The 25,017-nt window shown below is 64.3% G+C and carries 20 protein-coding genes and 2 pseudogenes; 7 read left to right on the forward strand and 15 right to left on the reverse strand.

Annotated elements, in window-relative coordinates; genetic code table 11:
• Window positions 1-174: 174 nt before the first annotated feature.
• Window positions 175-1,479: a DUF2235 domain-containing protein gene (locus tag MTX21_RS27945; RefSeq protein ID WP_280967864.1), complete on the reverse strand. Its 1,305-nt coding sequence runs from the start codon at window positions 1,477-1,479 to the stop codon at window positions 175-177.
• Window positions 1,480-1,719: 240 nt separating this feature from the next.
• Here MTX21_RS27945 and MTX21_RS27950 point away from each other — a divergent pair, with 240 nt between their 5' ends.
• Window positions 1,720-2,268 carry a hypothetical protein gene (locus tag MTX21_RS27950; RefSeq protein ID WP_280967865.1) on the forward strand — a complete coding sequence of 183 codons (549 nt, stop codon included), beginning with the start codon at window positions 1,720-1,722 and terminating at the stop codon, window positions 2,266-2,268.
• Window positions 2,269-2,660: 392 nt separating this feature from the next.
• Here MTX21_RS27950 and ftsZ read toward each other — a convergent pair.
• The 4 genes and pseudogenes from ftsZ to rpmB all read right to left on the reverse strand — a co-directional run.
• Window positions 2,661-3,716, reverse strand: a pseudogene (gene ftsZ / locus MTX21_RS27955) (cell division protein FtsZ); the annotation flags it as partial.
• A gap of 51 nt (window positions 3,717-3,767) precedes the next feature.
• Complete coding sequence (locus MTX21_RS27960) at window positions 3,768-4,313, reverse strand: hypothetical protein (RefSeq protein ID WP_280967866.1); 546 nt, start codon at window positions 4,311-4,313, stop codon at window positions 3,768-3,770.
• Window positions 4,314-4,569: 256 nt separating this feature from the next.
• Complete coding sequence (locus tag MTX21_RS27965; protein WP_280967867.1) at window positions 4,570-5,259, reverse strand: VOC family protein; 690 nt, start codon at window positions 5,257-5,259, stop codon at window positions 4,570-4,572.
• Window positions 5,260-5,809: 550 nt separating this feature from the next.
• Window positions 5,810-6,115, reverse strand: a complete 306-nt coding sequence (gene rpmB / locus MTX21_RS27970) for a 50S ribosomal protein L28 (RefSeq protein WP_280967868.1) — start codon at window positions 6,113-6,115, stop codon at window positions 5,810-5,812.
• Window positions 6,116-6,622: 507 nt separating this feature from the next.
• Between rpmB and MTX21_RS27975 the strand changes: the two genes are divergently transcribed.
• From MTX21_RS27975 to MTX21_RS27995, 5 genes and pseudogenes are all read left to right on the forward strand, one after another.
• Entirely contained in the window at window positions 6,623-7,432 is an 810-nt protein-coding gene (locus tag MTX21_RS27975; RefSeq protein WP_341512009.1) for a DUF3108 domain-containing protein, read from the forward strand.
• A gap of 714 nt (window positions 7,433-8,146) precedes the next feature.
• Entirely contained in the window at window positions 8,147-11,527 is a 3,381-nt protein-coding gene (locus MTX21_RS27980) for a helicase-related protein (protein WP_280967870.1), read from the forward strand.
• Between the two features lie 13 nt (window positions 11,528-11,540).
• Window positions 11,541-11,810, forward strand: a pseudogene (locus MTX21_RS27985) (RNA-binding S4 domain-containing protein); the annotation flags it as partial.
• Window positions 11,811-11,941: 131 nt separating this feature from the next.
• Complete coding sequence (gene fdxA / locus MTX21_RS27990; protein WP_018643465.1) at window positions 11,942-12,280, forward strand: ferredoxin FdxA; 339 nt, start codon at window positions 11,942-11,944, stop codon at window positions 12,278-12,280.
• 345 nt (window positions 12,281-12,625) lie between these two features.
• Window positions 12,626-13,426: a CarD family transcriptional regulator gene (locus MTX21_RS27995; RefSeq protein WP_280967872.1), complete on the forward strand. Its 801-nt coding sequence runs from the start codon at window positions 12,626-12,628 to the stop codon at window positions 13,424-13,426.
• Window positions 13,427-13,668: 242 nt separating this feature from the next.
• On the opposite strand, the gene MTX21_RS28000 is transcribed toward MTX21_RS27995, so the two are convergent.
• The 7 genes from MTX21_RS28000 to cyoA are packed head-to-tail and all read right to left on the reverse strand — an operon-like array spanning window position 13,669 to window position 20,584.
• Window positions 13,669-14,202 (reverse strand): response regulator transcription factor, encoded by a 534-nt coding sequence (locus MTX21_RS28000; protein WP_280967873.1) that lies wholly within the window; start codon window positions 14,200-14,202, stop codon window positions 13,669-13,671.
• Entirely contained in the window at window positions 14,192-15,595 is a 1,404-nt protein-coding gene (locus tag MTX21_RS28005; RefSeq protein ID WP_280967874.1) for an ATP-binding protein, read from the reverse strand. The genes MTX21_RS28000 and MTX21_RS28005 overlap by 11 nt, the downstream gene beginning before the upstream one ends.
• A complete protein-coding gene (locus tag MTX21_RS28010) occupies window positions 15,567-16,415 on the reverse strand; it encodes an SURF1 family protein (RefSeq protein WP_280967875.1) in 849 nt (282 codons plus the stop codon). Before MTX21_RS28010 ends, MTX21_RS28005 begins: the two co-directional genes overlap by 29 nt.
• Window positions 16,412-16,789, reverse strand: coding sequence for a cytochrome o ubiquinol oxidase subunit IV (cyoD, locus tag MTX21_RS28015; protein WP_280967876.1), 378 nt, complete (start codon window positions 16,787-16,789; stop codon window positions 16,412-16,414). The genes MTX21_RS28010 and cyoD overlap by 4 nt, the downstream gene beginning before the upstream one ends.
• Window positions 16,786-17,415 (reverse strand): cytochrome o ubiquinol oxidase subunit III, encoded by a 630-nt coding sequence (cyoC, locus tag MTX21_RS28020; RefSeq protein ID WP_280967877.1) that lies wholly within the window; start codon window positions 17,413-17,415, stop codon window positions 16,786-16,788. Before cyoC ends, cyoD begins: the two co-directional genes overlap by 4 nt.
• A complete protein-coding gene (gene cyoB / locus MTX21_RS28025) occupies window positions 17,412-19,412 on the reverse strand; it encodes a cytochrome o ubiquinol oxidase subunit I (protein ID WP_280967878.1) in 2,001 nt (666 codons plus the stop codon). Before cyoB ends, cyoC begins: the two co-directional genes overlap by 4 nt.
• Before the next feature lie 11 nt (window positions 19,413-19,423).
• Entirely contained in the window at window positions 19,424-20,584 is a 1,161-nt protein-coding gene (gene cyoA, locus MTX21_RS28030; protein ID WP_280967879.1) for a ubiquinol oxidase subunit II, read from the reverse strand.
• Between the two features lie 179 nt (window positions 20,585-20,763).
• Here cyoA and MTX21_RS28035 point away from each other — a divergent pair, with 179 nt between their 5' ends.
• The gene (locus MTX21_RS28035) at window positions 20,764-22,092 is read left to right on the forward strand and encodes an MFS transporter (protein WP_280967880.1); all 1,329 of its coding nucleotides are present in this window, start codon (window positions 20,764-20,766) and stop codon (window positions 22,090-22,092) included.
• A 201-nt stretch (window positions 22,093-22,293) separates the two neighbouring features.
• On the opposite strand, the gene MTX21_RS28040 is transcribed toward MTX21_RS28035, so the two are convergent.
• The 3 genes from MTX21_RS28040 to MTX21_RS28050 form a co-directional block, all read right to left on the reverse strand.
• Window positions 22,294-23,685 (reverse strand): M48 family metalloprotease, encoded by a 1,392-nt coding sequence (locus MTX21_RS28040; RefSeq protein ID WP_280971178.1) that lies wholly within the window; start codon window positions 23,683-23,685, stop codon window positions 22,294-22,296.
• Between the two features lie 131 nt (window positions 23,686-23,816).
• On the reverse strand, window positions 23,817-24,593 hold the full coding sequence (locus MTX21_RS28045) for a thermonuclease family protein (protein ID WP_280967881.1): 777 nt from the start codon (window positions 24,591-24,593) through the stop codon (window positions 23,817-23,819).
• A gap of 32 nt (window positions 24,594-24,625) precedes the next feature.
• A complete protein-coding gene (locus MTX21_RS28050; protein ID WP_280967882.1) occupies window positions 24,626-24,982 on the reverse strand; it encodes a hypothetical protein in 357 nt (118 codons plus the stop codon).
• Window positions 24,983-25,017: the final 35 nt, after the last annotated feature.

A 25,017-nucleotide genomic window follows, 5' to 3' on the forward strand; every position in this document is an offset into this window, starting at 1 on the left:
GAATTGGGGGCGGTAGCGGCCTTCGCCGGGACGGCGGCTTTGATGTGGCGCGAGCCTGCCTCCATCACCGTCATTGCGAGCGCAGCGAAGCAATCCAGAATCTTTCCGCGGTGACAGTCTGGATTGCTTCGCTGCGCTCGCAATGACGAGGTCGATGTACCCGTCCGCACCCCCTCACGCCTTCTCCATCTCCCCCGCCACCTCCGCATGCGGGGGCGTCGGCATCGGCACCGTCACAAAATCCTTCGGCAAGTTCACCGGCCGGTAGCCCGGCTCCGCCTGCATCCGCTTCACCACGCTCTCATGCACATGCGCGCCGTCGGGGATGACGCGCGGCTCGCAATCGGGGATGTAGAAGCCAGCTACGGCCTTCCGCTCCGGCCACTCCTTGTACGTTGCGCGCTTCGGCACATACTCCAGCACGCGCCAGGCCGCCGTCATCGAATTGTGCAGCATGCCCGCGGCATCGGGCGCGACGTAGGTGAACGGGCTGTTCTTGCGCTGGATGCCCCAGGCGAGCTGGTTCACGGTGCGCGGGTTGAAGTTGAGGCCGGCTTTGTGCGCCTCATCGATCATCCACAGCAGCGGATATTTCGAGGCGCTGCTCTCGGCTTCCGCATAGCCGCCGCCGACGTCGCAATGCACGCCTGAGAACCACACCTGCAAGCTGTCCTGCGGCACCTTCTTGTCGTCGGGCACGAAGCGGTTGCTCCAGTAGTCCTGCGGCTCCTTCCACTGCTTCAGGCGAAACATGCAGCGCCGCTCGTCGATCGCGATCGCCTGGCGGAAGATCTGCACGCTCGGGTTCCGCAGCGTGAACGCCAGCTCCTCCAGGCTCGGCCAATAGAGCCGGTCGGCGCGCGGCACGATCACGCTCGCCACCGTGTCCCACACCCCGATGAAGTGGATCGTGGGCCAGCGCGAGGAGGTGATGCGCGCGAACTGCGCGGCGAGATCGAACTTGTCCTTCGGCAGCGGCCCGTCCTCGTCGCTTCCTGCGTCCGTGAGGTCGGCGACATCGTTGCCGCGCCCGCTTCCGGAATATTGCTTGTAGGAGATGAGGCCGCTGCCGGCGAGGTTGGCCTGCTCCGGTGAGATCAGGCCGACTTTGTGGATCAGCCCCGCCAGCACCCGCACGGTATAGGCGCCGCGGGAGAAGCCGAACAAATAGATCCTGTCGCCGGGCGCATAATGCTCGACCAGGAAGCGGTAGGCCGACAGCACGTTGTCATCGAGCCCGTAGCCGGTGGCGAGCCCCAGCACCAGATTGATGTTGGCCTTCCAGCGGTGCCACGTGGTCGGCTCCGTCACCGTGCCGACGCCGGGATCGTAGAACACGAGCTGCCGCGGCTGCGTCTTGTCGGTCTTGCGCAGGCAGCGATAGAGCTTGAGGACATTGGAGATGTTCTCGCTGATCTCGTTGCCGGTGCCGTCACAGCAGATGACGATGTTTTTCGGCTCGGTCTTCGCGTGTTCCACGGTATGCCCCTCCCGGAAATGCGACCGGACCGAGTATAGCGGAAGGGCTGTTGAAATTAACCTCTTGTTAACCATGCGGTCGCCTAATGTGGACGATGGGGGATCACCATGTCGGCCCATGTGACGCGACCGAAGTTGATGCCTGTTTTGGCCGATCCAGCCGTTCGATCGGTTGCCAGGCTGGCGGTTCGCGCCAAGGCCGTCCTACAGACCAAAACGGCTGTCCTACGGAGCAAAGCCATGTTCGGAAAGGACGACTTAGTGGACAATCTCACCCGCGACCTCGATCGCGTGCGCGGACGACGCGATGCGCTTGCATCCGAAGCCACCACCCTGACGGCGCAGATCGCCGAAATCGAAGCCCGCCTTTCTGAGGAGAAGAAACGGCGCGAGCGTGATCGCGTCCTGGGCGAAATCGAAGCGATAAAAACGCGAATCAAACAGGCCTCCAGCGCGTTCACACCTGTCGTCGATGGCCTCTCCAAGGCGATCGAATCGGCCGCGGCCGTCGTGCCCGAGGCGCGCGATCTCAATAGTTTCCTGGTGTCGGTGGCGAGCGAAATCGACAGCGTGCTCGATCCCCTGTTGCGCGGACTGGATCAGCGCGCCGATGCGGTGCGGCTAGGCCAGGCTGCACTGGACCTGCCGAGTTCGGCCACGGAAGCGCCGCCCGTCGAATCGCCAAAAGAGAGCATCGACAGCCTGCTTCGTTTCCCGGCATGGCTGTCTCGCGACAAGCAGGCGGAAAAGCCGGAACCAGCGGAGAGCTCGCGCAGCACGGCAGCGTGAAGGATCGGCGCTACTGCGCAGCGTAAGAAGCTTGTCTTCCAGAGCTGACGTTCGGAATTCACCGATTCCGTAGGAGCGTTGCTCCAGCCACAACAAAGCCGTCGTCCCGGCCCCCCGTGCGCAATTGCGCACTAGGCCGGGACGACGGCGGAGTTTGTTGCTGCAGCGAGTCTCTTACAAGCAGACCGCTAGTTCGCGGTGCGGCGCAAGAAGGCTGGGATATCGAGAATGCCTTCGTCCGCCACATTGCGCGGCGAAGAGCGCCCGTAAGGATCGAGCGGCCGCGGCGCCGCCTGGCGCGCATAGTCCGGATTCGGCCTTGCCGGTTGCCCAACAGGGCGGCCGGCCTCGGGGCGAAGCGGCGGGCTTTCCACTTGCGGGAGGGGTGCACCGCGCTCGATGCGATCGGCGATGCGGCGGCTGTCGCTCCGCAGCCTGCCGGCGAGCTGCGTGAGTGCGGTTTCCGCCGGTTGCGCCTCAAGCGCCGGGTCGAGATTATCGATACCGGTCGCCACCACCGAGACGCGGACGATCCCTTCGAGGCTTTCATCGAAGGACGCGCCGACGATGATGTTGGCGTCCGGATCAGCCTCGTCGCGAATGCGGGTCGCGGCTTCGTCGACTTCGAACAGCATGAGATCCTTGCCGCCGGTGATGGAGATGATGAGGCCGCTGGCGCGCTTGATCGAGGGGTTCTCGATCAATGGATTGGAAATGGCCGCCACCGCGGCGGCGAGCACGCGCTTCTCGCCGGACGCCTCGCCCCGTCCCATCATCGCCTTGCCCTTCTCCTTCATCACGGAGAGGACGTCGGCAAAATCGAGATTGATCAGACCTTCCTTGACGATGAGGTCGCTGATGCAGGCGACGCCCGAATACAGCACCTGATCGGCCAGGGCGAAGGCATCGGCGAACGTGGTCTTCTCGCTGGCCACGCGGAACAGGTTCTGGTTCGGGATGATCAAGAGGGTGTCGACCGTCTTCAGCAGCTCCTCGATGCCGGCTTCGGCAAAGCGCATGCGGCGCTGGCCCTCGAAGTAGAATGGCTTAGTGACGACGCCGATGGTGAGAATGCCAAGCTCGCGCGCCGTCCTGGCGACGATGGGTGCGGCCCCGGTGCCGGTCCCGCCACCCATGCCGGCCGTGACGAACACCATGTGGGCGCCGGTCAAATGATCGCGGATCGTATCGATGGCCTCTTCGGCTGCGGCGCGTCCCAATTCGGGCTGCGAGCCGGCGCCAAGGCCTGCGGTGACCTGGGTGCCGAGCTGGATGAGGCGCTTGGCCTTCGACATCGCCAGCGCCTGCGCGTCGGTATTGGCGACGACGAACTCGACCCCTTGCAGCCCGGCCGTGATCATGTTGTTGACCGCGTTGCCGCCGGCGCCGCCGACCCCGAACACGACAATGCGGGCCTTCATTTCACGAATATCGGTAATGCCAGTCATTATTCCCTCGCGTTGCTCCGGCAAGCCGGGGATGGAGAAAGTATCAAAGTGCTACCTGCAAGCCGCGCGGTCTGCTTCCACGATGGAAGCAGCCAGATGTCCCAATCGAAGCCCGGCTTGTCCCGCGATCGCGCCGCCAGGGCGACGACCGGTCCGTAAGTCCGCCACTTCATCTTCCAATCGTGCCGCCCACGCATTGACGGCCCTCGTCTCGGCAGCCGCCTGCATCAGCTCGACAGCCAGACGATCGGCGCGCTCCCGCTCGCGCTCGAAATCCGCCCGGTAGCCGGCGGCCCTAGCTTCGAGCCGCGCGATCTCCGCCTTGAACGCCTCGATCTTGAATGCCTCGATCTTTGCCATGGAGGCGGCGATGGGGTCCGTCCGCCGACCAATTCGCGGGCGGGGCCTGTAGCGGAGTTCGGAAAAATCGACGCTCACCAACGCCTTGCCGTCAGCCGAACGCAAGCGCGGCAACCGGCGTCGTCTCGCCAGCGAACGCGCGGCCTCGCGCGAGATGTCGAGGCGGGCACTTAAGGCGGCATACGTCAACGACTCAACAGACATCGGCTCTCCTCCGGGAGCGAACCGGGCGGGCATTTCGGGCTGATGATGGCTGGACGATGACAGCAGGCTAGGCTGCGTTGGTTAATGGACGGTTAACGCATGCGGGGCTTGCTTGGCGGTGCCGTCACAGCAGATGACGAGGCCATTTCGGCTCAGACTTGCGCTCGTGCTCGACGGTATGTCCCTCCGGGTGATGCTGCCGGGGCGCGAGCATGGCGGAAACTATGCACAATCGGAGACGCAATTGTCGCAGGAATGCCATCTTCCGACGGATGCGTGATCGATCAGATCACCGCTGGAAAACCTCAACCGTGCGTCCATCCGGATCTTTACAAGTGAACGATGGTCTATTCGATTTTCTCTCTATCGATGATACCTGTGCATATCGGAGCGGAAGCAAATTTCGCCAGCAACGATCGATGTCATCGACATCGACGTAAACAATCGATCCTTCTCCAACCGCACGAACGACATCGTTTTGACGCAGCACCAAGTGCTCCCCTAAAGCAACCAAAGTTTGACTGTCTCGTTTAATAGGTAGACCCAGAAGATCGCAGTAGAAGTGGCGAGATTCGCCTAGATTTCGAGCGAAGAGGCTTATGCCCGCAAACTTTGCATGCGGCCCGTTGACTGGAGTCAGCTCAAGATTCGATTGTGCGCCTTGGTTTTGGGAGGAAGATTGCTTCCTTACTTTCTTGACATAAAACGTCTGTCCTTTCTCGTCTCGTAGTCTCCACGAAGTCACGTTGAGCTTGTCTGATTTTGACACGACGCCTCCGTCGCCAAAGACGTCAGCTTTGATGCCAGTCGGCAAGGTTACAGTACGAACACCTCGAGTAAGAGCAGAAATGAAATGGTTCACGTTGACCTCCATCGCACTGGCAGGATTCGATGGAGCGTCCCCATGTGCGGACTTTTCCAAGTCTAGCGCTAGTTCGGCGAGAAAGGCGTTATCCTGCAAACGTGGCTTAATGTTCATAAGCCAGTCCGTTCCGTTTATACGCCCAATCCGGAATGCCTGATCGAACTTCGCTTAACAATTGACCAAATTCAAGAGTCCCCGTTCGTCGGAGTGCTACCCACAGTGCGTAAGAATAAGCCAGCGCTCCAACCAATGCGATCGGATTACCATGTGTATAGGAGCAAAGCGATTTATTATAAGTAAGAAGCAGGGTCGGGCCGTTTCCCGGTAGTTCGGGATCGGACAGATACGCTGCGCGAAGGATAGCCATTGTCGTCTTACCACTTCCTGCCGTGCCGAGAATTACTTGGTGGCCTTTGGCAGGTAGGCAGACGACTTCCCGCTGACGCTGGACAGGTATAGGAAGTGCCACCGAACCACTCGATCCAAATTTGTTGCATCAATCAGAAGTTTTTCTATCGATCGGCTACCTGTCTAGAGCGACCTTTGGTGGATTCGACAAAACAAAAACGGCCGGATCTTTCGATCCGGCCGTCACGCAAACTCTATTGGCTAAGACTTACGCCACGCGACGCAACTTAGCCCCCGCCCAAACTTTTAAAATTGCTTAGCTCGCCTGCTTCGCCGGCTCGCCGCCGACCTTCTTCTGGATCTGGCGCTTCAGCTCGAGCGCGCGCGGCGAGAGGTTGCCGGCGTTGGCCTTGAGCAGGAAGGCGTCGAGGCCGCCATTGTGGTCGACGCTCTTGATCGCGTTCGAGGAGACGCGCAGGCGCACGTTGCGGCCGAGTGCCTCGCTGATGAAGGTCACGTTGCACAGGTTCGGCAGGAAGCGGCGCTTGGTCTTGATGTTGGAGTGGCTGACCTTGTGGCCGACCTGGGGGCCCTTGGCCGTCAGTTCGCAGCGGCGAGACATGGCAAAAATCCTTATCCTTTCCCCCAAGCGTTGCGGCGGCCATTCGGGGCGCCACGGGGGTCGTAAATTCTCTGTCCTTGCAGGGAGCGGGCGGACGTATAGGGGGGAAGGGGCGGGTAGTCAAGGTTTTGGGGCGGGTTTTGGCCCACCCTCAGGTGTCATCGCCCGGCTTGACCGGGCGATCCAGTACACTGAGGCGCCTGCGGTTGAACAGAGGGGCCGCGGCGTACTGGATGCCCCGGTCAAGCCGGGGCATGACAGCGGAGGAAGCGGGCAGAGGGGTTGCCGCCCCTGAACACGCCCCGATCACAAAAACGGCAATGTTTAAAATGCCTTACCACCACATAAAGGGCGCATTCGCACCCGAATAGTCCGGTGAGTTCCCGGCTCGTCATTGCCTGCTGCGATTTTCCGCTTAAGTAACAGCCACTCGCATCCCGATTGGATCGCTTCGTGCCCATTTCCCCCCTTTTTCCGCACCGGCTGCGCATCGCCGGCAGGCTCGCTTTGGCCGCCCTTGGCGGGCTGGTGCTGGCGTGGGGGGCGGCGCCGGCAGCGGCGCAGGGCAAGCTCGAGGCGCAATATGAGGCCTCGCTGGCGGGCATTCCGGTCGGCCGGGGCGCTTGGAGCATCGACATTGGGGACGACGTGTTCTCCGCTGCGGCCTCGGGCGGCACCACGGGCATCCTGAAATCCTTTGCGGGCGGGTCCGGCACCGGCGCGAGCCAGGGGCGGGTGGTCAATGGCGCGCTGGTTGCGACCGGCTACCAGGCCTCCACCACCACCTCGAAGAAGAAAGAGGAGATCCGCATTGTCCTCGACAAGGGCAATGTGAAGGAGTTCGGCATCGTACCGGAGCCGCCGGTCGATCCCGACCGCATTCCGGTGACGGACGCGCATCGCCGCGGCGTCTGGGATCCGATGACGGCCTCGATGCTGCGCGTGCCCGGCACCGGCGATCCCTTGTCGCCGGACGCCTGCCACAACGGCGCGCCGGTGTTCGACGGCCGCATGCGCTACGATCTCAAGCTCGATTTCAAGCGCATCGAAACGGTCAAGGCCGAGAAGGGCTATCACGGCCCGGTCGTGGTCTGCGCGCTGTATTTCGTGCCGGTCGCCGGCTACATCCCCGATCGTCCCGTGATCAAATACCTCGCCGCCCAGCGCAACATCGAGATCGCCTTCGCCCCGGTCGCGGGAACGCGCATCCTAGTGCCGTTCTGGCTGAAAGTGCCGACGCCCTTGGGCCCGGCGATGCTGGAAGCGACCAGCTTCATCACGACGCCCCAGCCGCCGCGGGTTGCGAAGACGCAGTAAGCGTCGCGCGTGACGCCTAACCCTCCCCCACAACGGGAGGGTAAGAGCGCCCGGAATCCCATGCAAGAGCGTTTTGATCGCCGCTTCAACACGTTACGCGCCGTCACCCCGCCAACCGCTTCTGCTTTGCATGGGGTTGTTTTCGCGAAAATACGTTGAGGTAGCTCCGATGCTTTTCCCTCCCCCACAAGGGGGGAGGGAAAAGTGAGCCCGGAATCCATTTGACTCCGCCCCGATTCTGATTCGACTCCGCGCCGTCCCCAATTTTAAGGAACTCGCCCGCAACTGATCGCTTGTGCGCCAGGGCAAAACTCCATCTAGTGCGCACCCAAGAAGCGTCCCGCGACATGTTGCGTGAACGTAACAGGAAGCAAAGGGGAGTCAGCGATTCGGCCGCGATTCGTTCTAGAGTCGTTCCGAGGCTTAAGAAGAGCGGAAAAAGCGTCGCAAAGTGAGACAGTTGCGCGAAAGTTGGGGAGCATCACCGCCTTCTCCGCTGTCATGCCCCGGCTTGACCGGGGCATCCAGTACGCCGCGGCCTCTCGGCTTTAGCTGCGCCGCCTCTGGAATACTGGATCGCCCGGTCAAGCCGGGCGATGACAGTGATGCATGCGGTGAGCGCTTCGCGCCAGTACGACGGGTCCACCCTCAGCCGCCTCGCCGCCCCAAAACGGCACTGACATTCGCCCAAATCGCCACTACCTAATCTCCAGAATGGCCTTTCCTCCCTCTCCCTTTGCTTCCGAGCGCGCTCCCGGCGCTGGCGTCACTGCGGTGCTCGGGCCGACCAACACCGGCAAGACCCATCTCGCCATCGAGCGGATGCTCGCGCATTCCTCTGGCATGATCGGGCTGCCGCTGCGCCTGCTCGCGCGCGAGGTCTACAACAAGATCGCCGATCGCGCCGGCAGCGAGGCCGTCGCGCTTGTTACGGGCGAGGAGAAGATCAAGCCGAAGAACCCGCGCTACTGGGTCTCCACCGTCGAAGCGATGCCGAGGGATCTCGACGTGTCCTTCCTCGCCGTTGACGAGGTCCAGATCGGCGCCGATCTCGAGCGCGGCCACGTCTTCACCGACCGCATCCTCAACCGCCGCGGCCGTGACGAGACGCTGCTGCTTGGCGCCGCGACGATGCGCCCCATCATCGAGCGCCTTCTGCCCGGCGTCTCCATGATCACGCGGCCGCGGCTGTCGAGCCTGGAATTCGCCGGCGACCGCAAGATCACGCGCCAGCCGCGGCGCACCGCGATCGTCGCGTTCTCAGCCGACGAGGTCTACGCCATCGCCGAGCTGATCCGCCGCCAGCATGGCGGCGCGGCGGTGGTGCTCGGCTCGCTCTCGCCGCGGACCAGAAATGCGCAGGTGGCGATGTTCCAGAACGGCGACGTCGACTATCTCGTCGCCACCGACGCGATCGGCATGGGCCTCAACCTCGACGTCGACCACGTCGCCTTCGCCTCCGATCGCAAGTTCGACGGCTATCAGTTCCGCAGGCTGACGCCGGCCGAGTTCGCGCAGATCGCCGGTCGTGCCGGCCGCGCCACGCGGAACGGAACGTTCGGCACCACCGGCCGCTGCGCGCCGTTCGAGCCCGAGCTCGTCAATGCGCTGCAGAACCACACCTTCGACGCCGTGAAGATGCTGCAATGGCGCAACTCGAAGCTGGATTTCTCCTCGCTCGGGGCGCTGCAGGTGTCGCTCAACTTAGCCCCCGGCCACGAGGCGCTGACGCGCGCGCCGATCGCCGAGGACATGCGTGTGCTCGATCACGCCGCCCGCGACGCCGAGGTGCGCGATATCGCGCATGGCAAGGCCGCCGTGGAACGGCTGTGGGAGGCCTGCCAGGTCCCGGACTACCGAAAGCTGTCGCCGGCCGCCCATGCTGAGCTCGTGACCACGCTGTACGGCTTCCTGATGCAGAAAGGCCGCATTCCCGATGCCTGGTTCGCGGCCCAGGTCGACCAGGCCGACCGCATCGACGGCGACATCGACACGCTGTCGGCCCGGATCGCGCAGATCCGCACCTGGACCTTCGCCGCCAACCGGCCGGACTGGCTCGCGGACCCCGAACACTGGCAGGGGATCACGCGGGAGGTCGAAAATAAATTGTCGGATGCGCTCCATGAACGCTTGACTGAGCGTTTCGTTGATCGTCGGACCAGTGTATTGATGCGCCGCCTGCGGGAGAACACGAGCTTGAATACTGAAATCGGCAAGACCGGCGAAGTCATCGTCGAAGGCCACGTCATCGGCCGCCTCGATGGATTCACCTTTGCACCGGATGCGGCGGAAGCCGGCTCCGATGCGAAAGCCTTGCAGGCCGCAGCGCAAGCCGTGCTCGCCGGCGAGATCACGACGCGTGCGGAAAAGCTCTCCTCGGCGCCCGACGAGCAGTTCGTGCTGACCTCCGACGGGACCATCCGCTGGACCGGCGATGCCGTGGCGCGGCTCACTGCCGCAGATGAGGCGCTGCATCCGCGCCTGCGCATCATCTCCGACGAGCGGCTCACCGGCGCGCCCCGCGACAAGGTGCAGGCGCGGCTCGACCTCTGGCTCAAGACGCATATCGAAAAGCTGCTCGGGCCGATGTTCGAGCTGTCCAAGGCCGAGGACGTCACCGGCATTGCCCGCGGCATCGCCTATCAGCTCGTCGAGGCGCTCGGCGTGCTCGAACGTCCGAAGATCGCGAGTGAGCTGAAGGATCTCGACCAGCCCTCGCGTGCCACGTTGCGGAAATACGGCGTCCGCTTCGGCGCCTATCACATCTATTTCCCCGGCCTTTTGAAGCCTGCCGCGCGTGCGCTCGCCGCGCTGCTCTGGGCGCTGAAGCAGGACAATGTCGATCTCTCGGCGCTGTCCGGCGCGCAGCATCTGGCGAGCTCGGGCCGCACCTCGTTCCCGGTCGACAAGGCACTGCCGCGCGATGCCTATCGCGTGCTCGGCTACAAGCAGGCCGGCGAACGCGCCGTGCGCGTCGACATCCTGGAGCGGCTCGCCGACCTGATCCGTCCGGCGCTGGCCTGGCGCGAGAGCTCGCCCGGCGAAAAGCCCGCCGGCGCGTTCGACGGCCGCGGTTTTGTCGTGACGCAGGCGATGACCTCGCTCACCGGCTCGGCCGGCGAGGATTTCGCCTCGGTGCTGCGCGCGCTCGGCTATCGCATGGAGAAGCGTCCGCCGCTGCCGCCGAAGCCGCAGGTCGTCGAGACGGTCGCGGCGGAGACGCCGCCGGTCGAAGGCCGCGCGGAGACTTCGACTGAGACTGCGGCGGAGGCCGTCGCGGGTCTGCCGGAGGAACCGAGCACATCCACCGAGGCTGCACCCGAAGCGGCTGCCGAGCCGGTCACCGTCGAGGACGCGCCCGGGATGGAGCAGCATGACGAGGCGGTACACGAGGCCGCGCCCACGCTCGAGACTTCGGTTGACGCGCCCGTCACGCCGGAAGACGCTCCCGGCATCGCGCCGCCGGCGGAGGAAGCCGCTGCGCCCACCGAGGCTGCAGGCCTTGAAGCCGCTCCCGCCGAGACCGCTGCGACGGAAGCGGCCGTATCGGCCGATGCCGCTGCGCCCGTGGAGGCTGCGGCCACGCCCGCCGAGCCCGAGCTCGTCGAGGTCTGGCGGCCCGGTGGCCGGCACGAGGATCGCAAGCCGCGTCATGAGCGCCATCGCCACCAGCGTCATCAGCGCCCGCAGGCGGGCGCTCAAGCAGGCGCTGCGCCCGCGGAAGGCGAGGCGGCGCAGGCCGCCGATGGCGAGCAGCGCGGCGAGCGCCATCGTCATGGCGGTCGCAAGGATTTCCGCAAGGGACGCGAGCAGGGCGAGGGCGGCGATCGCCGCGAGCAGCGCGACGACAAGAACCGCCGCTTCGAGGGCAAGGATCGCGATCGAAGCAAGGGCAAGTTCGGCGACGGCGGCCGTGAGCATCGTGGCCGCGACCGCGACAAGGGCCGCGACCGCCGCGATCGCGAGTCCGGTCCCGCGCACCGCCCCTACGCCTCGAGCGCGAACCCGCGCGAGCGCGATCGTCCGATCGATCCGAACTCGCCCTTCGCCAAGCTCGCCGCGCTGAAAGAGCAGCTCGCCGGTCGGAAGGAGTAATCCCACGACGACCGAGCGCCAGCGTCTCGACAAATGGCTGTGGCATGCGCGGGTGGTGAAGGCGCGTACCTCGGCGGCCGAGCTCGTCGTCTCAGGCCACGTCCGCGTCAACGGCGTGCGCGAGACCTCGCCGGGGCACGCGATCAAGATCGGCGACGTCCTCACCATCGCGCTCGATCGCGCGGTGCGCGTGCTGAAGGTGACCGCGTTCAACGAGCGTCGCGGCGATGCGGCCTCGGCCCGCGTGCTCTACGAGGAGGTCGGCGATGCAAAGCGCAATTAATTGCGCATCGTATTCACTTCTTGGCCGATCAAGCGCGGAAAGCGGTCCTGATCGCCCCTGTCGATCTTGCAGCGCCGGGCCATCCGCGCTACGCAAGCCTCGACTTTTAAAAGAGCTTTTCGGAGCGTTGGATGACTTACGTCGTCACTGAGAACTGCATCAAGTGCAAGTACACCGACTGCGTCGAGGTCTGCCCTGTCGACTGCTTCTACGAGGGCGACAACATGCTCGTCATCCATCCTGACGAATGCATCGATTGTGGCGTGTGCGAGCCGGAATGCCCCGCCGACGCCATCAAGCCCGATACGGAACCGGGCTTGGAAAAGTGGCTCCAGGTCAACGCCGACTACGCCAAGAGCTGGCCGAACATCACGCAGAAGAAAGAATCACCCGCCGACGCGAAGGAATTCGACGGCATGGAGGGCAAGTTCGAGAAATATTTTTCTCCGAACCCCGGCTCCGGGGACTGATCCGCGCTCAAACTTAACCCTAATAGCGCCGAATACGCCGAAAACCAGCCCTAAAAGCCCCTAAATCATTGATTTTTGCGGGAAATGTGCTATATTGGGCACATTAAGCCGAACCCCGTCAGCCCCGATTGGCCCCTCTGGGTTCCCGTGAAACCAAATGTCGAACAGGGGCGTGGCAGTTTCCGCGCGCAGGCTGTGTCACAGAAAACGCGTAAAAAGAGTACTTCTGCGAGGGCTTCCCATAAGGAGGCCAAAAAAGTCGCCGCGGCCAGCCGTAGCGCATCCAAGGGCCGTGCCGCCACGAAGGCGTCGGCTGCAAAGTCCTCCAAGAACAAAAGAAGTGCAATGCCGAACAAGACTGCCAAAACTGCCGCGAAAGCGACCGTTTCGAAGCCTGCTGCCAAGCCTGCCAAGCCTGTTGCCGCCAAGCCTGCGCCGAAGACGCCCGTTGCTGCCGCCTCTGCCAAGGCCCCCGTCGCTGCCAAGCCGGCCGTGAAGCCCGCTGCTGCGCCGAAGGTCGAGGAGAAGAAGGTCGTGACCCAGCGCCAGGGCTTCAAGGCCAACGAATTCGTCGTCTATCCCGCTCACGGCGTCGGCCAGATCCTCGCCATTGAGGAGCAGGAGATCGCCGGTGCCAAGCTCGAGCTGTTCGTCATCAACTTCATCAAGGACAAGATGACGCTTCGCGTTCCGACCGCGAAGGTCGCCAACGTCGGCATGCGCAAGCTCTCCGAGCCCGCGCTGGTGAAGAAGGCGCTCGAGACCCTGAAGGGCCGCGCTCGCGTCAAGCGCACCATGTGGTCGCGCCGCGCCCAGGAGTACGAAGCGAAGATCAATTCGGGCGACATCGTCGCGATCGCGGAAGTCGTGCGCGATCTCTATCGCTCGGAGTCGCAGCCCGAGCAGTCCTACTCCGAACGCCAGCTCTACGAAGCGGCGCTCGATCGTTTGTCCCGCGAGATCGCGGTGGTGCAGCACTCGACCGAGACCGAAGCGGTCAAGGAGATCGAGGCCCAGCTCGCCAAGAGCCCGCGCCGCGCGTCCGCCAAGGCCGAAGCCGCCGACGGCGAAGCCGACACGGATGCCGAGGGCGACGCCGATGATGGCGATGGCGACGACACCACGGTCGCCGACGAGGCGGCGTAAGCTCTCACGTCGATCGCAACAGATCAAAAGCCCGGCCGTTCGGCCGGGCTTTTTGTGTCTGTAGCGAGAGTGGTGGTGCGAGGCTGATTCCACCAACCCGGTGTCGTCCCGGCGCAGGCCGGGGACCCATAACTCCAGGGAGGAGTTGTGGTGCACACTCGCAACCAAGAGTCTTCGTCAAACCCAATCCTGGGGTCATGGGTCCCGGGCTCGCGCTTTGCGCGCCCCCGGGACGACGAGCCTTACTTCACCGGCCGCTTCTCGAGCTTCCGCGCCAAGGTGCGCCGGTGCATGCCCAGCCGTCTTGCTGCTTCCGAGATATTGAAATCCGTCTCGATCAGCGTCTGATGGATGCGCTCCCATTCCAGCGTCTTGATCGAGGTCGGTCGCGTATCGAGCGCGACCTCGGCGTTGCCTTCGGCCTTGTGGAAGGCCGCCTCGATATCGTCGGTGTTGGAAGGCTTTGCCAGATAGTGACAGGCGCCCAGCTTGATGGCTTCGACCGCGGTGGCGATGCTGGCAAAGCCGGTCAGCACGACGATCAGCATCTCCGGATCGTGGCTGTGCAACAGCTCGACGCAGGCAAGGCCGGAGGCACCGCCGAGCTTGAGATCGACCACGGCGTAGCCGAAGGAGCGCTCCTCCAGAACCTTCCGGACCTCTTCGATCGATGCAGCCAGCACGACCTCATAGCCGCGCCGCTCGAAGGAGCGCTTGAGCGTGCGGGCAAAGCCGGCATCGTCCTCGACGACGATGAGCGAGCGGTCAGGCGTCAAAGCCGCCTCCGATTGCGAGCGTTGCAAGCGGCAGCGTGAGGCGGACGGTGGCACCGCGCTTCCTGTGGTTCTCGGCGGTCACGCTGCCTCCCAGCTTGCGCACGACGTTCACGACCAGGAACAGGCCGAGCCCGCCGCCGGCGCGCCCCTTGCTCGATTGGTAGGGCTTTCCGAGTTGCGCCAGCATTTCGGGCGCGAAGCCGGGGCCGCGGTCGCTGACCGACAGCACAAGCTTGTCGTCCTCGCGCTCGGCGAGCAGCTCGACCCAGTCGCGCGAGACCTCATAGGCGTTGTCTAGCACGTTGAAGATCACCTGCTTCAGCGCCACGTCGGAGACGATCGCGACGTCCTCGCCGAACGTGTTGACGAAATACAGCGTCCGCGCCGAGCGCGCATTGCGCCACTCCTCGACCATGTCGGTGAGGAACGCCGTCACCGTGGTCGGCGACGATCCTTCGCCGCGCGCCTCGCCTGCGGAGACCAGGATGCCGGTCACGATGGTCTTGCAGCGTTGCAGCGAGGTTTCCATCTCGGCGAGATCCTCGGCGAGCTCGCGATCGGCGGCGAGATCCGGCATGCGGCGCCAGTCGCTGAGGATGACCGAGAGCGAGGCGAGCGGCGTGCCGAGCTCGTGAGCGGCGCCGGAGGCGAGCAGGCCCATGCGGACGATGTGATCCTGCTCGGCCGCATGCTGGCGCAGCGCGGCCAGATGCGCGTCGCGCTCGCGCAGGTTCCTGTTGATGCGGGTCACGAACACGACCAGCAGCACGGCATTGAGGACGAAGCCGAGCAGCATGCCGGCAACAGTGAGGGTATAGGTCTCGCTGAGCGGATTGGGCGGCAGCTCGAGCGGCCGGTAGGCCACCGTCAGCCAGACGAAGCTCGCACAGGTCAGCGCGACCAGCGACCAGGTCGAGCGGGCATCGAGCAGCACCGCTCCCAGCGTCACCTGGAGCAGGAACAGCGAGGTGAAGGGATTGGTCGCGCCGCCGCTGAGGTAAAGCTGCGCGGTCAGCGCAGCGACGTCGAGCATAAGAGCAACCAGCAGCTCGTTGTTGGTAACCGCCGCGCGATGACGCACCCAGACAAGGCTCGAGACGTTGAGCAGGACCAGCGCACCGATCACCGCGCCCATCCGCTCCAGCGGCAAGGGAATGCCGAGCCCGAAATGCACGGCACCGATGGTCACGACCTGGCCGACCACCGCGGTCCAGCGGAGCTGGATCAGCAGCGCCATGTTCTTGCGGTTGGTCTCGTCGTCTGTCGGCGAGGCGCCGGTCAGCCCGCTGCGCGCGTCCGACTGCGGTTGCAGCGTGACGGCCAGCTCACCATGGGCAGGCGTCTGGGGAAGCGTCTTCCCGTCGTCAGGTTGGCTCGACGATCGTTCCAGCATCTGATCCCGTCCTGCGGGCGGAGGCATCAGGGCCGCCGGCCGGTTCGTGGACGAAGCGCGTGCGGCGGAACAGCCCGCCGCCGAATGTGACGTAAAATTTACCGGCCAGCATGAAGGCCAGGGCAAACCACGTCAGCGCGTAGATCAGGTGGTTATTGGGAAAGCGGATCACGGTCAATCCGCCGATTGGACCTCCGCCTGCGCGCGGCGCCGCATCAGCATCGATGAAGAAGGGGGCAACATCGTGCATGCCGCGAGCCGCTGCGATTGCAGCAACGTCCCGCGAATACCAGCGGTCGTGGACGGGATCGTTATTCCTCAGGAACCCGCCTTTCGGCTCCGTCATGCGTAACAAGCCGGTGATCTCGACGGTGCTTTCCGGATTGCCGTCCTGCCGCGTCGATGCGTCGCGCCGCTCGGCTGGCACGAAGCCGCGATTGATCAGGACCAGCGTGCCGTCCTCGCGCCGGAGCGGCGTGAGCACCCAATAGCCGGCGCCTTCCTCGGTGACGGCCTGAACCAGCGTTTCCCGGTCGTGCAGGAAGCGGCCTGTCACGGCGACGTGCCGGTATTCGTCATTTGCCGCGGAGACCGTGGGCCAGGCCGCAGGCGAAGGAATCGGCTGGGCCGCGGCGTGGACGCGCTGCTCGACGCGGTCGATCAGCGCCAGCTTCCAGGCGCGGCGCTCGATCTGCCAGACGCCGAGTGCGATCAGGAGCGCGAACGCGGCGAGCGCGGGGACCGTAAGCCACAAGGCGGGGCGCGCGGTCTTGCCGCGCGTCCCGTTTTCCATGTCGCTCACGGTCCCCGCCTTGCTCACTTCATCCCGCTCATCTCGTGGATCGGCATCATGTTGCTGTTGAGGTGGTTCATGACCCACAGCGAGCCGGACAGCGCGATCACGACCATGACGATGGTGAAGATCAGCGCCATCATGCTCCAGCCGTTCTCGGAGGTCGTGTTCATGTGCAGGAAGTAGATCATGTGCACGACGATCTGCACCACGGCGAAGGCCATGATGACCAGCGCGGTGATCTGCTTGCTGGGAAGCACGCCGCTCATCACCAGCCAGAACGGGATCGCGGTGAGCACGACCGAGAGCACGAAGCCGAGCAGATAGGTCGAGAGCGATCCGTGCGCGTGGTCGTCGTGGTGGTGATGGTCTGCAGCCGTGGCGTGGGTGTCGGTGGTCATCGCAGCACTCCCAGGAGATAGACGAAGGTGAAGACGCCGATCCAGACCACGTCGAGGAAGTGCCAGAACATCGACAGGCACATCAGGCGACGGCGGTTGGCCTCGATCAGGCCGAACTTCCAGACCTGCACCATCAAGGTCACCAGCCAGATCAGGCCGCAGGTGACGTGCAGGCCGTGGGTGCCGACCAGGGTGAAGAAGGCGGAGAGGAAGGCGCTGCGCTGGGGCGTCGCGCCCTCATGGATCATGTGGGCGAACTCGGTGAGCTCGATGCCGATGAAGGCGGCGCCGAACAGGCCGGTGATGGCGAGCCACATCTGCGTCTGGCCGATGCGGTTCTGCTGCATCGTCAGCATGGCAAAGCCATAGGTGATCGACGACAGCAGCAGCATCGAGGTGTTCACCGCGACCAGCGACAGGTCGAACAGGTCCTTCGGCGCCGGGCCGGCGGCGTAGTTGGCGCCGAGCACGCCGAAGGTGGCGAACAGGATCGCAAAGATGAGACAGTCGCTCATCAGATAGATCCAGAAGCCGAGCGCGGTGCTCCATCCTTCCGGATGCGGATGCTCGTCGGCGAGGTAGAACAGCGGCTCGCCCGTTTGGGTGGGTTTGACAGCGATCGTCATGACTTGGCTCCGGCGAGCAGTTGGGTGCGCGCGTCCTCGGTCCGGACGACCTCATCGGCCGGGATGTCGAAGTCGCGGTGATAGTTGAAGGTGTGACCGATGCCGACGGCGAGCATCGCGATGAAGCTCGCGGCGGCCAGCCACCACATGTACCAGATTAGACCGAATCCCATCGCAGTCGCAAAGCCGGCGAGGATGATGCCGGTGCCGGTGTTGCTCGGCATGTGGATCGGCTTGAAGCCGGTGAGCGGCCGCTGGTAGCCGCGCTTCTTCATGTCCCACCACGCGTCATTGTCGTGAACGACGGGCGTGAAGGCGAAGTTGTAGGCCGGCGGAGGCGAGGAGGTCGCCCATTCCAGCGTGCGCGCATCCCAGGGATCGCCGGTGACGTCCTTGAGCTGCTCTCGCCGGAGGAAGCTGACCGCGAACTGCACCAGCATGCAGATGATGCCGAGGAAGACGAGGCCGGCGCCGATCGCGGCGATGATGAACCAGATCTGCAGGGACGGATCGTCGAACACGCGCAGGCGCCGCGTCACGCCCATCAGGCCCAGCACGTAGAGCGGCATGAAGGCGAGGTAGAAGCCGGTGACCCAGAACCAGAACGACAGCTTGCCCCAGAACGGATCGAGCTTGAAGCCGAACGCCTTCGGGAACCAGTAGCCGATGCCGGCGAAGGCGCCGAACACCACGCCGCCGATGATCACGTTGTGGAAGTGCGCAATCAGGAACAGGCTGTTGTGCAGAACGAAGTCGGCCGGCGGCACTGCGAGCAGCACGCCGGTCATGCCGCCGATCACGAAGGTCAGCATGAAGGCGATCGTCCACATCATCGGCAGCTCGAAGCGGATGCGGCCGCGATACATCGTGAACAGCCAGTTGAACATCTTCGCTCCCGTCGGGATCGAGATGATCATCGTGGTGATGCCGAAGAAGGAGTTGACGCTGGCGCCCGACCCCATGGTGAAGAAGTGGTGCAGCCAGACCAGGTACGACAGGATGGTGATGACCACCGTGGCGTAGACCATCGAGGTGTAGCCGAACAGCCGCTTGCCCGAGAAGGTCGAGGTCACCTCGGAGAAGATACCGAACGCGGGGAGAACCAGGATGTAGACCTCGGGATGGCCCCAGATCCAGATCAGGTTCACGTACATCATCGGGCTGCCGCCGAAGTCGTTGGTGAAGAAGTTGGTGCCGACGTAGCGATCGAGCGAGAGCAGCGCGAGCACGACGGTCAGAACCGGGAACGAGGCGACGATCAGCACGTTCGTGCAGAGCGAGGTCCAGGTGAAGACAGGCATCCGCATCATGGTCATGCCCGGGGCCCGCAGCTTGACGATGGTGCAGATCAGGTTGATGCCGGATAAGGTCGTGCCGACGCCGGCGACCTGCAGCGCCCATATGTAGTAGTCGACGCCGACGTCAGGGCTGTAGCCGATGTTCGACAGCGGCGGATAAGCGAGCCAGCCGGTGCGGGCGAATTCGCCGATGAACAGCGAAGCCATCACCAGCACCGCGCCGCCGACCGTCATCCAGAAGCTGAAATTATTCAGGAACGGGAACGACACGTCGCGGGCGCCGATTTGCAGCGGGACGACGTAGTTCATCAGGCCGGTGACCAGCGGCATCGCCACGAAGAAGATCATGATCACGCCGTGGGCGGTGAAGACCTGGTCGTAATGGTGGGCGTTGAGATAGCCTTCCGAGCCGCCGAACGCGAGCGCCTGCTGGCCGCGCATCATGAGTGCGTCGGCAAAGCCGCGCAGCAGCATCACGATGCCGAGGATCATGTACATGATGCCGATGCGCTTGTGGTCGACGGTGGTGAACCACTCGCGCCAGAGATAGCCCCAGAGCCGGAAATAGGTGAGACCGCCGAGCAGCGTGATGCCGCCGAGCGCGACCACCACGAAGGTGCCGACGACGATCGGCTCGTGCAGCGGCAACGATTCGATGCTGAGCCGGCCGAAGATGAGCTTGATGAGATCAGGAGACATGCGAGCTCTCGTTAGGAGTCTGACTTCGGACGTTGTCCGAGGAAGAAGGACGAAGATTTGAGCGGCGTGAAGCTCGGGCGCTTCAGGCCGGCACCGAGCAGCGGCGTGGCGTCGCTCGGCGCCTTGATCGACGCGGTGGTCTGGCCCTGCGGCGCATCGGGCGTGCAGGTGCCGGCGACGAAGGTCGGCTCGCCGCCAAGCGCGGTGCCGCGGCGGGCGTATTTGTCGTAGGCGAGCGGCAGGGTGTTGTTCAGGCCCTCATGGCCGAGGCCGCCCTTGGCATCGATCGCCATCATCTCGCTCTGGCACATCTTGCCGGTCTCGACGCACATGTTGAGGATCAGGCGGTAGAGATCGGCATCGACACTGCCGTAACGCCGCACCGGCTCGTTCTGGCTCGGCTTCTCGAGCTGAAGATATTCCGCGCGACCGAGCGAACCGCCGGCCGACTTGGCGCTGGCGATCCAGGCGTCGAAGGCCTTGTCGTCGAGACCGTGGAAGGCGAAGTGCATGCCGGAAAAGCCGGCGCCGCTGTAGTTCGCCGAAAAGCCCTTATAGGTGCCGGCGTGGTTCACCACGGCGTGGAGCTTGGTCTCCATGCCTGGCATCGCGTAGATCTGGCCGGCGAGCGCGGGGATGTAGAACGAGTTCATCACCGAGGATGCAGTGATGCGGAAATTGATCGCGCGATCGACGGGAGCAGCCAGCTCGTTGACGGTGGCGACGCCGTAGTCCGGATAGATGAACAGCCATTTCCAGTCGAGCGCGACGACGTCGACCTCGAGCGGGGCCTTGGCCTGGTCCACGGCGCGCTCCGCGTTGATGCGGCCGAGCGTGCGATAGGGGTCGAGCAGGTGCGTGCCCATCCAGGTCAGCGCGCCGAGGCACACGATGATCAGAAGCGGCGCCGACCAGATCACTAGCTCGAGCTTGGTCGAGTGGTCCCAATCCGGCTCGTAGCGCGCCGACTTGTTGGACTGGCGGTAGCGCCAGGCGAACAGCACCGTCAGCGCCATGACGGGCAGAACGATCAGGAGCATCAGGACGGTGGAGATGATGACGAGGTCGCGCTGCTGGGCAGCGATATCGCCGGCTGGCGCCAGCACGATGTAGTTGCAGCCGCTGAGCGCAACTGCCAAAGGTAGTAGCGCCAGGATCTTGAGACGAGACACGGGCCGAGCCTTCTAGAATGAGTTTCCCTTGCGGGGCCAACGGGTAGCTGCGGCGCAACAATCCGGACATTGGACAATTTGTCCAATGTTGCGGTGCGGGAGGTTGGTTCAGAGAGGGGCAGGTTGCCCGGCGCCCGCCGGGTGGTCGGCTTTGATTTTCAGGACGTTAAGGGCGCACGATGGCGACGGCACACACCCCCGCAATGGCAGACCTCCACTCGGGCGAGCATGGCCACGACCAGGCCAGCCCCGGCGAGATCGCCATCGGCGTCATCATCGGCCGCACCTCGGAATTCTTCGACTTCTTCGTCTACGCGATCGCCTCGGTGATCGTGTTTCCCCGTCTGGTCTTCCCGTTCGCGAGCGAGCTGACCGGCACGCTTTATTCCTTCGCCATTTTCGCGCTCGCCTTCATGGCGCGGCCGCTCGGCACCGTCATATTCATGACGATCGACCGGCAATACGGCAAGACGGCCAAGCTGGTCACCGCGCTGTTCGTGCTCGGCACCGCCACCGTCGCGATCGCGTTCCTGCCCGGCTATCACGAGATCGGAGCCTCGGCGATCTGGCTCCTGGCGATGGCGCGCGCGGCCCAGGGTCTGGCGTGGGGTGGTGCGTGGGACGGCCTTGCCTCGCTGCTCGCGCTGAACGCGCCGGCATCGAAGCGCGGCTGGTACGCGATGGTGCCGCAGCTCGGGGCGCCGCTCGGGCTGATCGTGGCAAGCGCCCTGTTCGCCTATTTCGCCGGTAATCTGTCGGCGGACGATTTCTTCGACTGGGGCTGGCGCTATCCGTTCTTCGTCGCCTTCGCCATCAACGTCGTGGCGCTGTTCGCCCGCCTGCGCATGGTAGCGACGGAGGAGTATGCCTCGCTGTTCGAGACCCGCGAATTGCAGCCGGCCCGCATCTCCGACACCGTCGCGCGCGAAGGCCACAACATCATGCTCGGCGCATTCGCGCCGCTGGCGAGCTTCGCGCTGTTCCACATGGTCACGGTGTTTCCGCTGTCCTGGGTGTTTCTGTTCACGCGTGAAAGCCCGGTGCGCTTCTTGATCATCGAGATCGTCGCCGCCGTGTTCGGGGTCGCCGCGATCGTGGTCTCGGGCATCATCGCCGACCGGGTCGGCCGCAAGTCGCTGCTGATGGGTTCGGCGATCGCGATCGCGGTCTATAGCGGCTTCGCTCCGCAGCTTCTCGACGCCGGCGCCTTCGGCGAGACCATCTACATGGTGATCGGTTTCATCCTGCTCGGCCTGTCCTTCGGCCAGTCCTCGGGCGCGATCGCCTCGAATTTCAAGCAGATGTACCGCTACACGGCCTCGGCGCTCACCTCGGACATGGCTTGGCTGTTCGGCGCCGGCTTCGCCCCGCTCGCCGCCCTTCTGCTCGCCACCAATCTGGGCGTCATTGCTTCGGGCGCCTATCTGCTCTCGGGCGCGCTGTGGACCCTCGTCGCGCTGTGGCTCAGCGGCCAGCGCGAGGCGGGGGATATGGATGCGGGGCGCTAAGCAGTCTTTGGGCGGTTGGTTGGTGCGCAGGCGGCTGATCTTGCTCAGCCGTCGTTCCGACCTTCGCCGAGACGACGATTGAGTTTGTGGCGTCGTAGAGCGGGCAAAGGCGCGTAGCGCCGTGCCCACTATCTTCCCGTCATTGCGGTCAAAGTGGTGGGCACGCTTCGCTTCGCTCACCCTACGAGAAGCTGACGCGCGTCAATCCACCACGATCTTGACGCGGTCGCGCACCTTCACCTGCGCATGCGCATCGAGGCCGTTCAGCACGCGGAAGCGCTCGGTCGGGTGATCGACGCCCGCCATGCGATGAGAGAGCGATTCGACGGTGTCGCCAGGCTGCACGGTGATCACCTTGATGCGCAGGGGCCGCGCGGCCTGGATCTCCTCGAGCGTCAGGCGGCGGAATGAATTGACGGTCTCGCGCGCATTGCGCTCGCTCTCGGTCGTCTTCTGCCTTGTAGCGAAGATGAAGCGGTAGACGTCGCTGCCGAAGCGCAGTGCATAGACCTTGAACTGCCACTGGTCGCCCTTGGCGGTGGCGGACGCGGCCGGAAGGCCGTTGATGGTGATATCCTCGGTCGAGGCCTTCTCGACGCCTTCCATCCAGCCGGAGTTGAGATAATCGCCGAGCGACTGCTCGGCCGGAACGCGCACGACGTCGAAACGCATCGCCTGCGAGCCGCCTTCGCGCACGCCGATCACAGCCTGCGCAGTGTTGTCGAGCGTAAAATTGTCCGGCGCCTGGAAGGTGAAGCCGAGTTTTGGATGCAGGAAGCGGCGGCCGCGGACAAAGCCTTCGCTGGGATCCTCGCCATAGACGAGGTTGTCGATCGCGGCGAGGTAGCTCTCGCGGTCGCGCTCGCCGCCTTCGGGCGCGCCGTATTGCCGGGCGATCGTCTGCGCATTCTGCACCCGCTCCGGGGTGGCCGGATGCGACGAGGTGAAATCCTGCGCGCGCGGATCGAGCGAATTCTTGCCCGCCTTGAGCTCGGCATTGCGCTCCATCGCGGCGAGGAAGCGCGCCGCGCCATAGGGGTCGAAATGCGCGCGGGCGGAAATGCCCACCCCGATGCCGTCCGCCTCGATCTCCTGGTTGCGCGAGAAGCTCGCCATGGTGAGCTTGGTCTTGGCGAGCGCAAGCGCGGTGAGCTCGGGATCGTTGCTCATGTCGGTGACGACGCGGGTGACGATCGCGGCTTGGCGGGCCTGGTCCTCGCGCATCGCGGCGTGCTTCGACAGCACATGCGCCATCTCGTGGCTGAGCACAGAGGACAATTCAGAGGTGTCGCTGGCCAGCGCCAGCAGGCCGCGCGTGACGTAAAGCTGTCCGTTCGGCAAGGCGAACGCGTTCACCGCGCCGGAATTGAGGATGGTGACTTTGTAGCCCTGGTCGGGGCGATCGGAGGCCGCGACGAGCCGCTCGACGGTCTTGGTGACCAGCGACTCCAGCCGCGGATCGTCGTAGGTGCCGCCATAGCTCGCCAGGATGCGCTCGTGTTCCTTTTCGGTCGCCGGCGTTTGCGCGACGGCCGGCTTCGGCTTGGGCAACGCGACCGTCGGCGCCGGTGCGGCGGCCTGGAACCGCCCCATATCGCCGCAGCCGGCGAGGGTCGTGCCGAGCAAAAGGCATAGGGTAGCCGGCGCAGCCCGAAGGCGGCGGCCATCACCCTTTCCGTGCCGTTCTAGCACCCCATTCACGTCGCTTAACCCGTGCCTGGCCTTTACGGCCTTACCCCTGCCGGCGCGCTTGTGTCCAGCAACTCAACCTGTCCCACGAGGCGTACGTCAATCCGAGGCCCCGTATTCCCCTCGACCCAGCCTCGGACTCGAATCTGTCGATTCTCCAGAGACTTAAGAGCGATCCCGGCGCTCTCAAAGGCCGGTACGATGCGCCTTGAAATAGTCACGGCAAAGCCACGTGTCCAGTTCCGGGAGAAGTTGAGGTATGTCATTGCCCCAGCTTGCCGGACCGACCGGACTCTGCCCTCGACCACCATGAAGCGCCCAATCCCGGCCAAAATATCGTCCGGACTTTCCGCGTTTTTTATGGCCAACGGGGCAGCCCAGTTGCCCTTTTTTTGGCGCCGCGCCTCGGTTTTGGCGGCCATCAGGGTGGCCGCGCAGTCCTTGTCCGCGATCTCGGCCGAGACGACCGCCTGGCCTTGGGCGAGCAGGAGAGCCTGTGCCGACGTTGCGCTGTCCCGGATGAAGACAAGCGCGGGCTGCCGCCCGTAACGATCGGGCGTGTCGTCGCTGCCGTAAAGCGATACGTCGCGGCCGACGAGCAGCGCCGTCAGCGCCTGCTGCGTCGTGGCCGTCGGCTCGATGCCGGCGAGACGCACCTCGCGGCCATCATCGAGACGCAGGCTGCGTGCATCGGTGATCGCAGCGACGCGTCCCTCGCCTTGAGACTCGAATTGGCAAGCCGCCGCGAGCACGATGTCGTGCGATCCGATGAGGAGCGCTGCTGCGGCGATGAGAGTAAGCGGTCGCTTCACGTTGCCCGGAGAGGTTGCGTTGTATGTCTCTCTTAACTCAAAGCCGTAGGGAGGGCAAAGCGAAGCGTGCCCACCACTTTGCCGAGCGAAACGGACTGGTGGGCACGGCGTGCGAAGAGCGCACCTTTGCCCACGCTACAACTGTTGCGACTTTGCTCCGGCATCGCCTCATTCTCCGTCATTGCGAGCGAAGCGAAGCAATCCAGACTGTCTCCGCGGAAGGATTCTGGATTGCTTCGGTTCGCTCGCAATGACGAATGTGGAAACACATTCGCCGATCGCGCCATTCCGTTTTGCGGAAAACGCGCGTTGATCGCGTGGCTCGCATCGCGGCCCCGCTTGCTGCGCTCTCGCGCATGCGGCATGATTGCGGCAATACCGATAACCAAGAGCAATAACCAAGCCGCCGTCAGAGTAAGGCGAT

This window comes from Bradyrhizobium sp. ISRA430, assembly GCF_029909975.1.
Classification (GTDB): Bacteria; Pseudomonadota; Alphaproteobacteria; order Rhizobiales; family Xanthobacteraceae; genus Bradyrhizobium.

Excerpts from the sequence above, each read along its gene's own strand:
- MTX21_RS28035 (WP_280967880.1), top strand. The coding sequence starts at position 20,764 with ATGGCGACGGCACACACCCCCGCAATGGCAGACCTCCACTCGGGCGAG.
- MTX21_RS28005 (WP_280967874.1), bottom strand. The coding sequence starts at position 15,595 with ATGCTGGAACGATCGTCGAGCCAACCTGACGACGGGAAGACGCTTCCC.
- MTX21_RS28040 (WP_280971178.1), bottom strand. The coding sequence starts at position 23,685 with ATGGGGCGGTTCCAGGCCGCCGCACCGGCGCCGACGGTCGCGTTGCCC.
- MTX21_RS27965 (WP_280967867.1), bottom strand. The coding sequence starts at position 5,259 with ATGAACATTAAGCCACGTTTGCAGGATAACGCCTTTCTCGCCGAACTA.
- fdxA (WP_018643465.1), top strand. The coding sequence starts at position 11,942 with ATGACTTACGTCGTCACTGAGAACTGCATCAAGTGCAAGTACACCGAC.
- cyoB (WP_280967878.1), bottom strand. The coding sequence starts at position 19,412 with ATGTCTCCTGATCTCATCAAGCTCATCTTCGGCCGGCTCAGCATCGAA.
- MTX21_RS27980 (WP_280967870.1), top strand. The coding sequence starts at position 8,147 with ATGGCCTTTCCTCCCTCTCCCTTTGCTTCCGAGCGCGCTCCCGGCGCT.
- MTX21_RS27995 (WP_280967872.1), top strand. The coding sequence starts at position 12,626 with ATGCCGAACAAGACTGCCAAAACTGCCGCGAAAGCGACCGTTTCGAAG.
- cyoD (WP_280967876.1), bottom strand. The coding sequence starts at position 16,789 with ATGACCACCGACACCCACGCCACGGCTGCAGACCATCACCACCACGAC.
- cyoC (WP_280967877.1), bottom strand. The coding sequence starts at position 17,415 with ATGACGATCGCTGTCAAACCCACCCAAACGGGCGAGCCGCTGTTCTAC.
- MTX21_RS27960 (WP_280967866.1), bottom strand. The coding sequence starts at position 4,313 with ATGCCCGCCCGGTTCGCTCCCGGAGGAGAGCCGATGTCTGTTGAGTCG.
- MTX21_RS27950 (WP_280967865.1), top strand. The coding sequence starts at position 1,720 with ATGTTCGGAAAGGACGACTTAGTGGACAATCTCACCCGCGACCTCGAT.
- rpmB (WP_280967868.1), bottom strand. The coding sequence starts at position 6,115 with ATGTCTCGCCGCTGCGAACTGACGGCCAAGGGCCCCCAGGTCGGCCAC.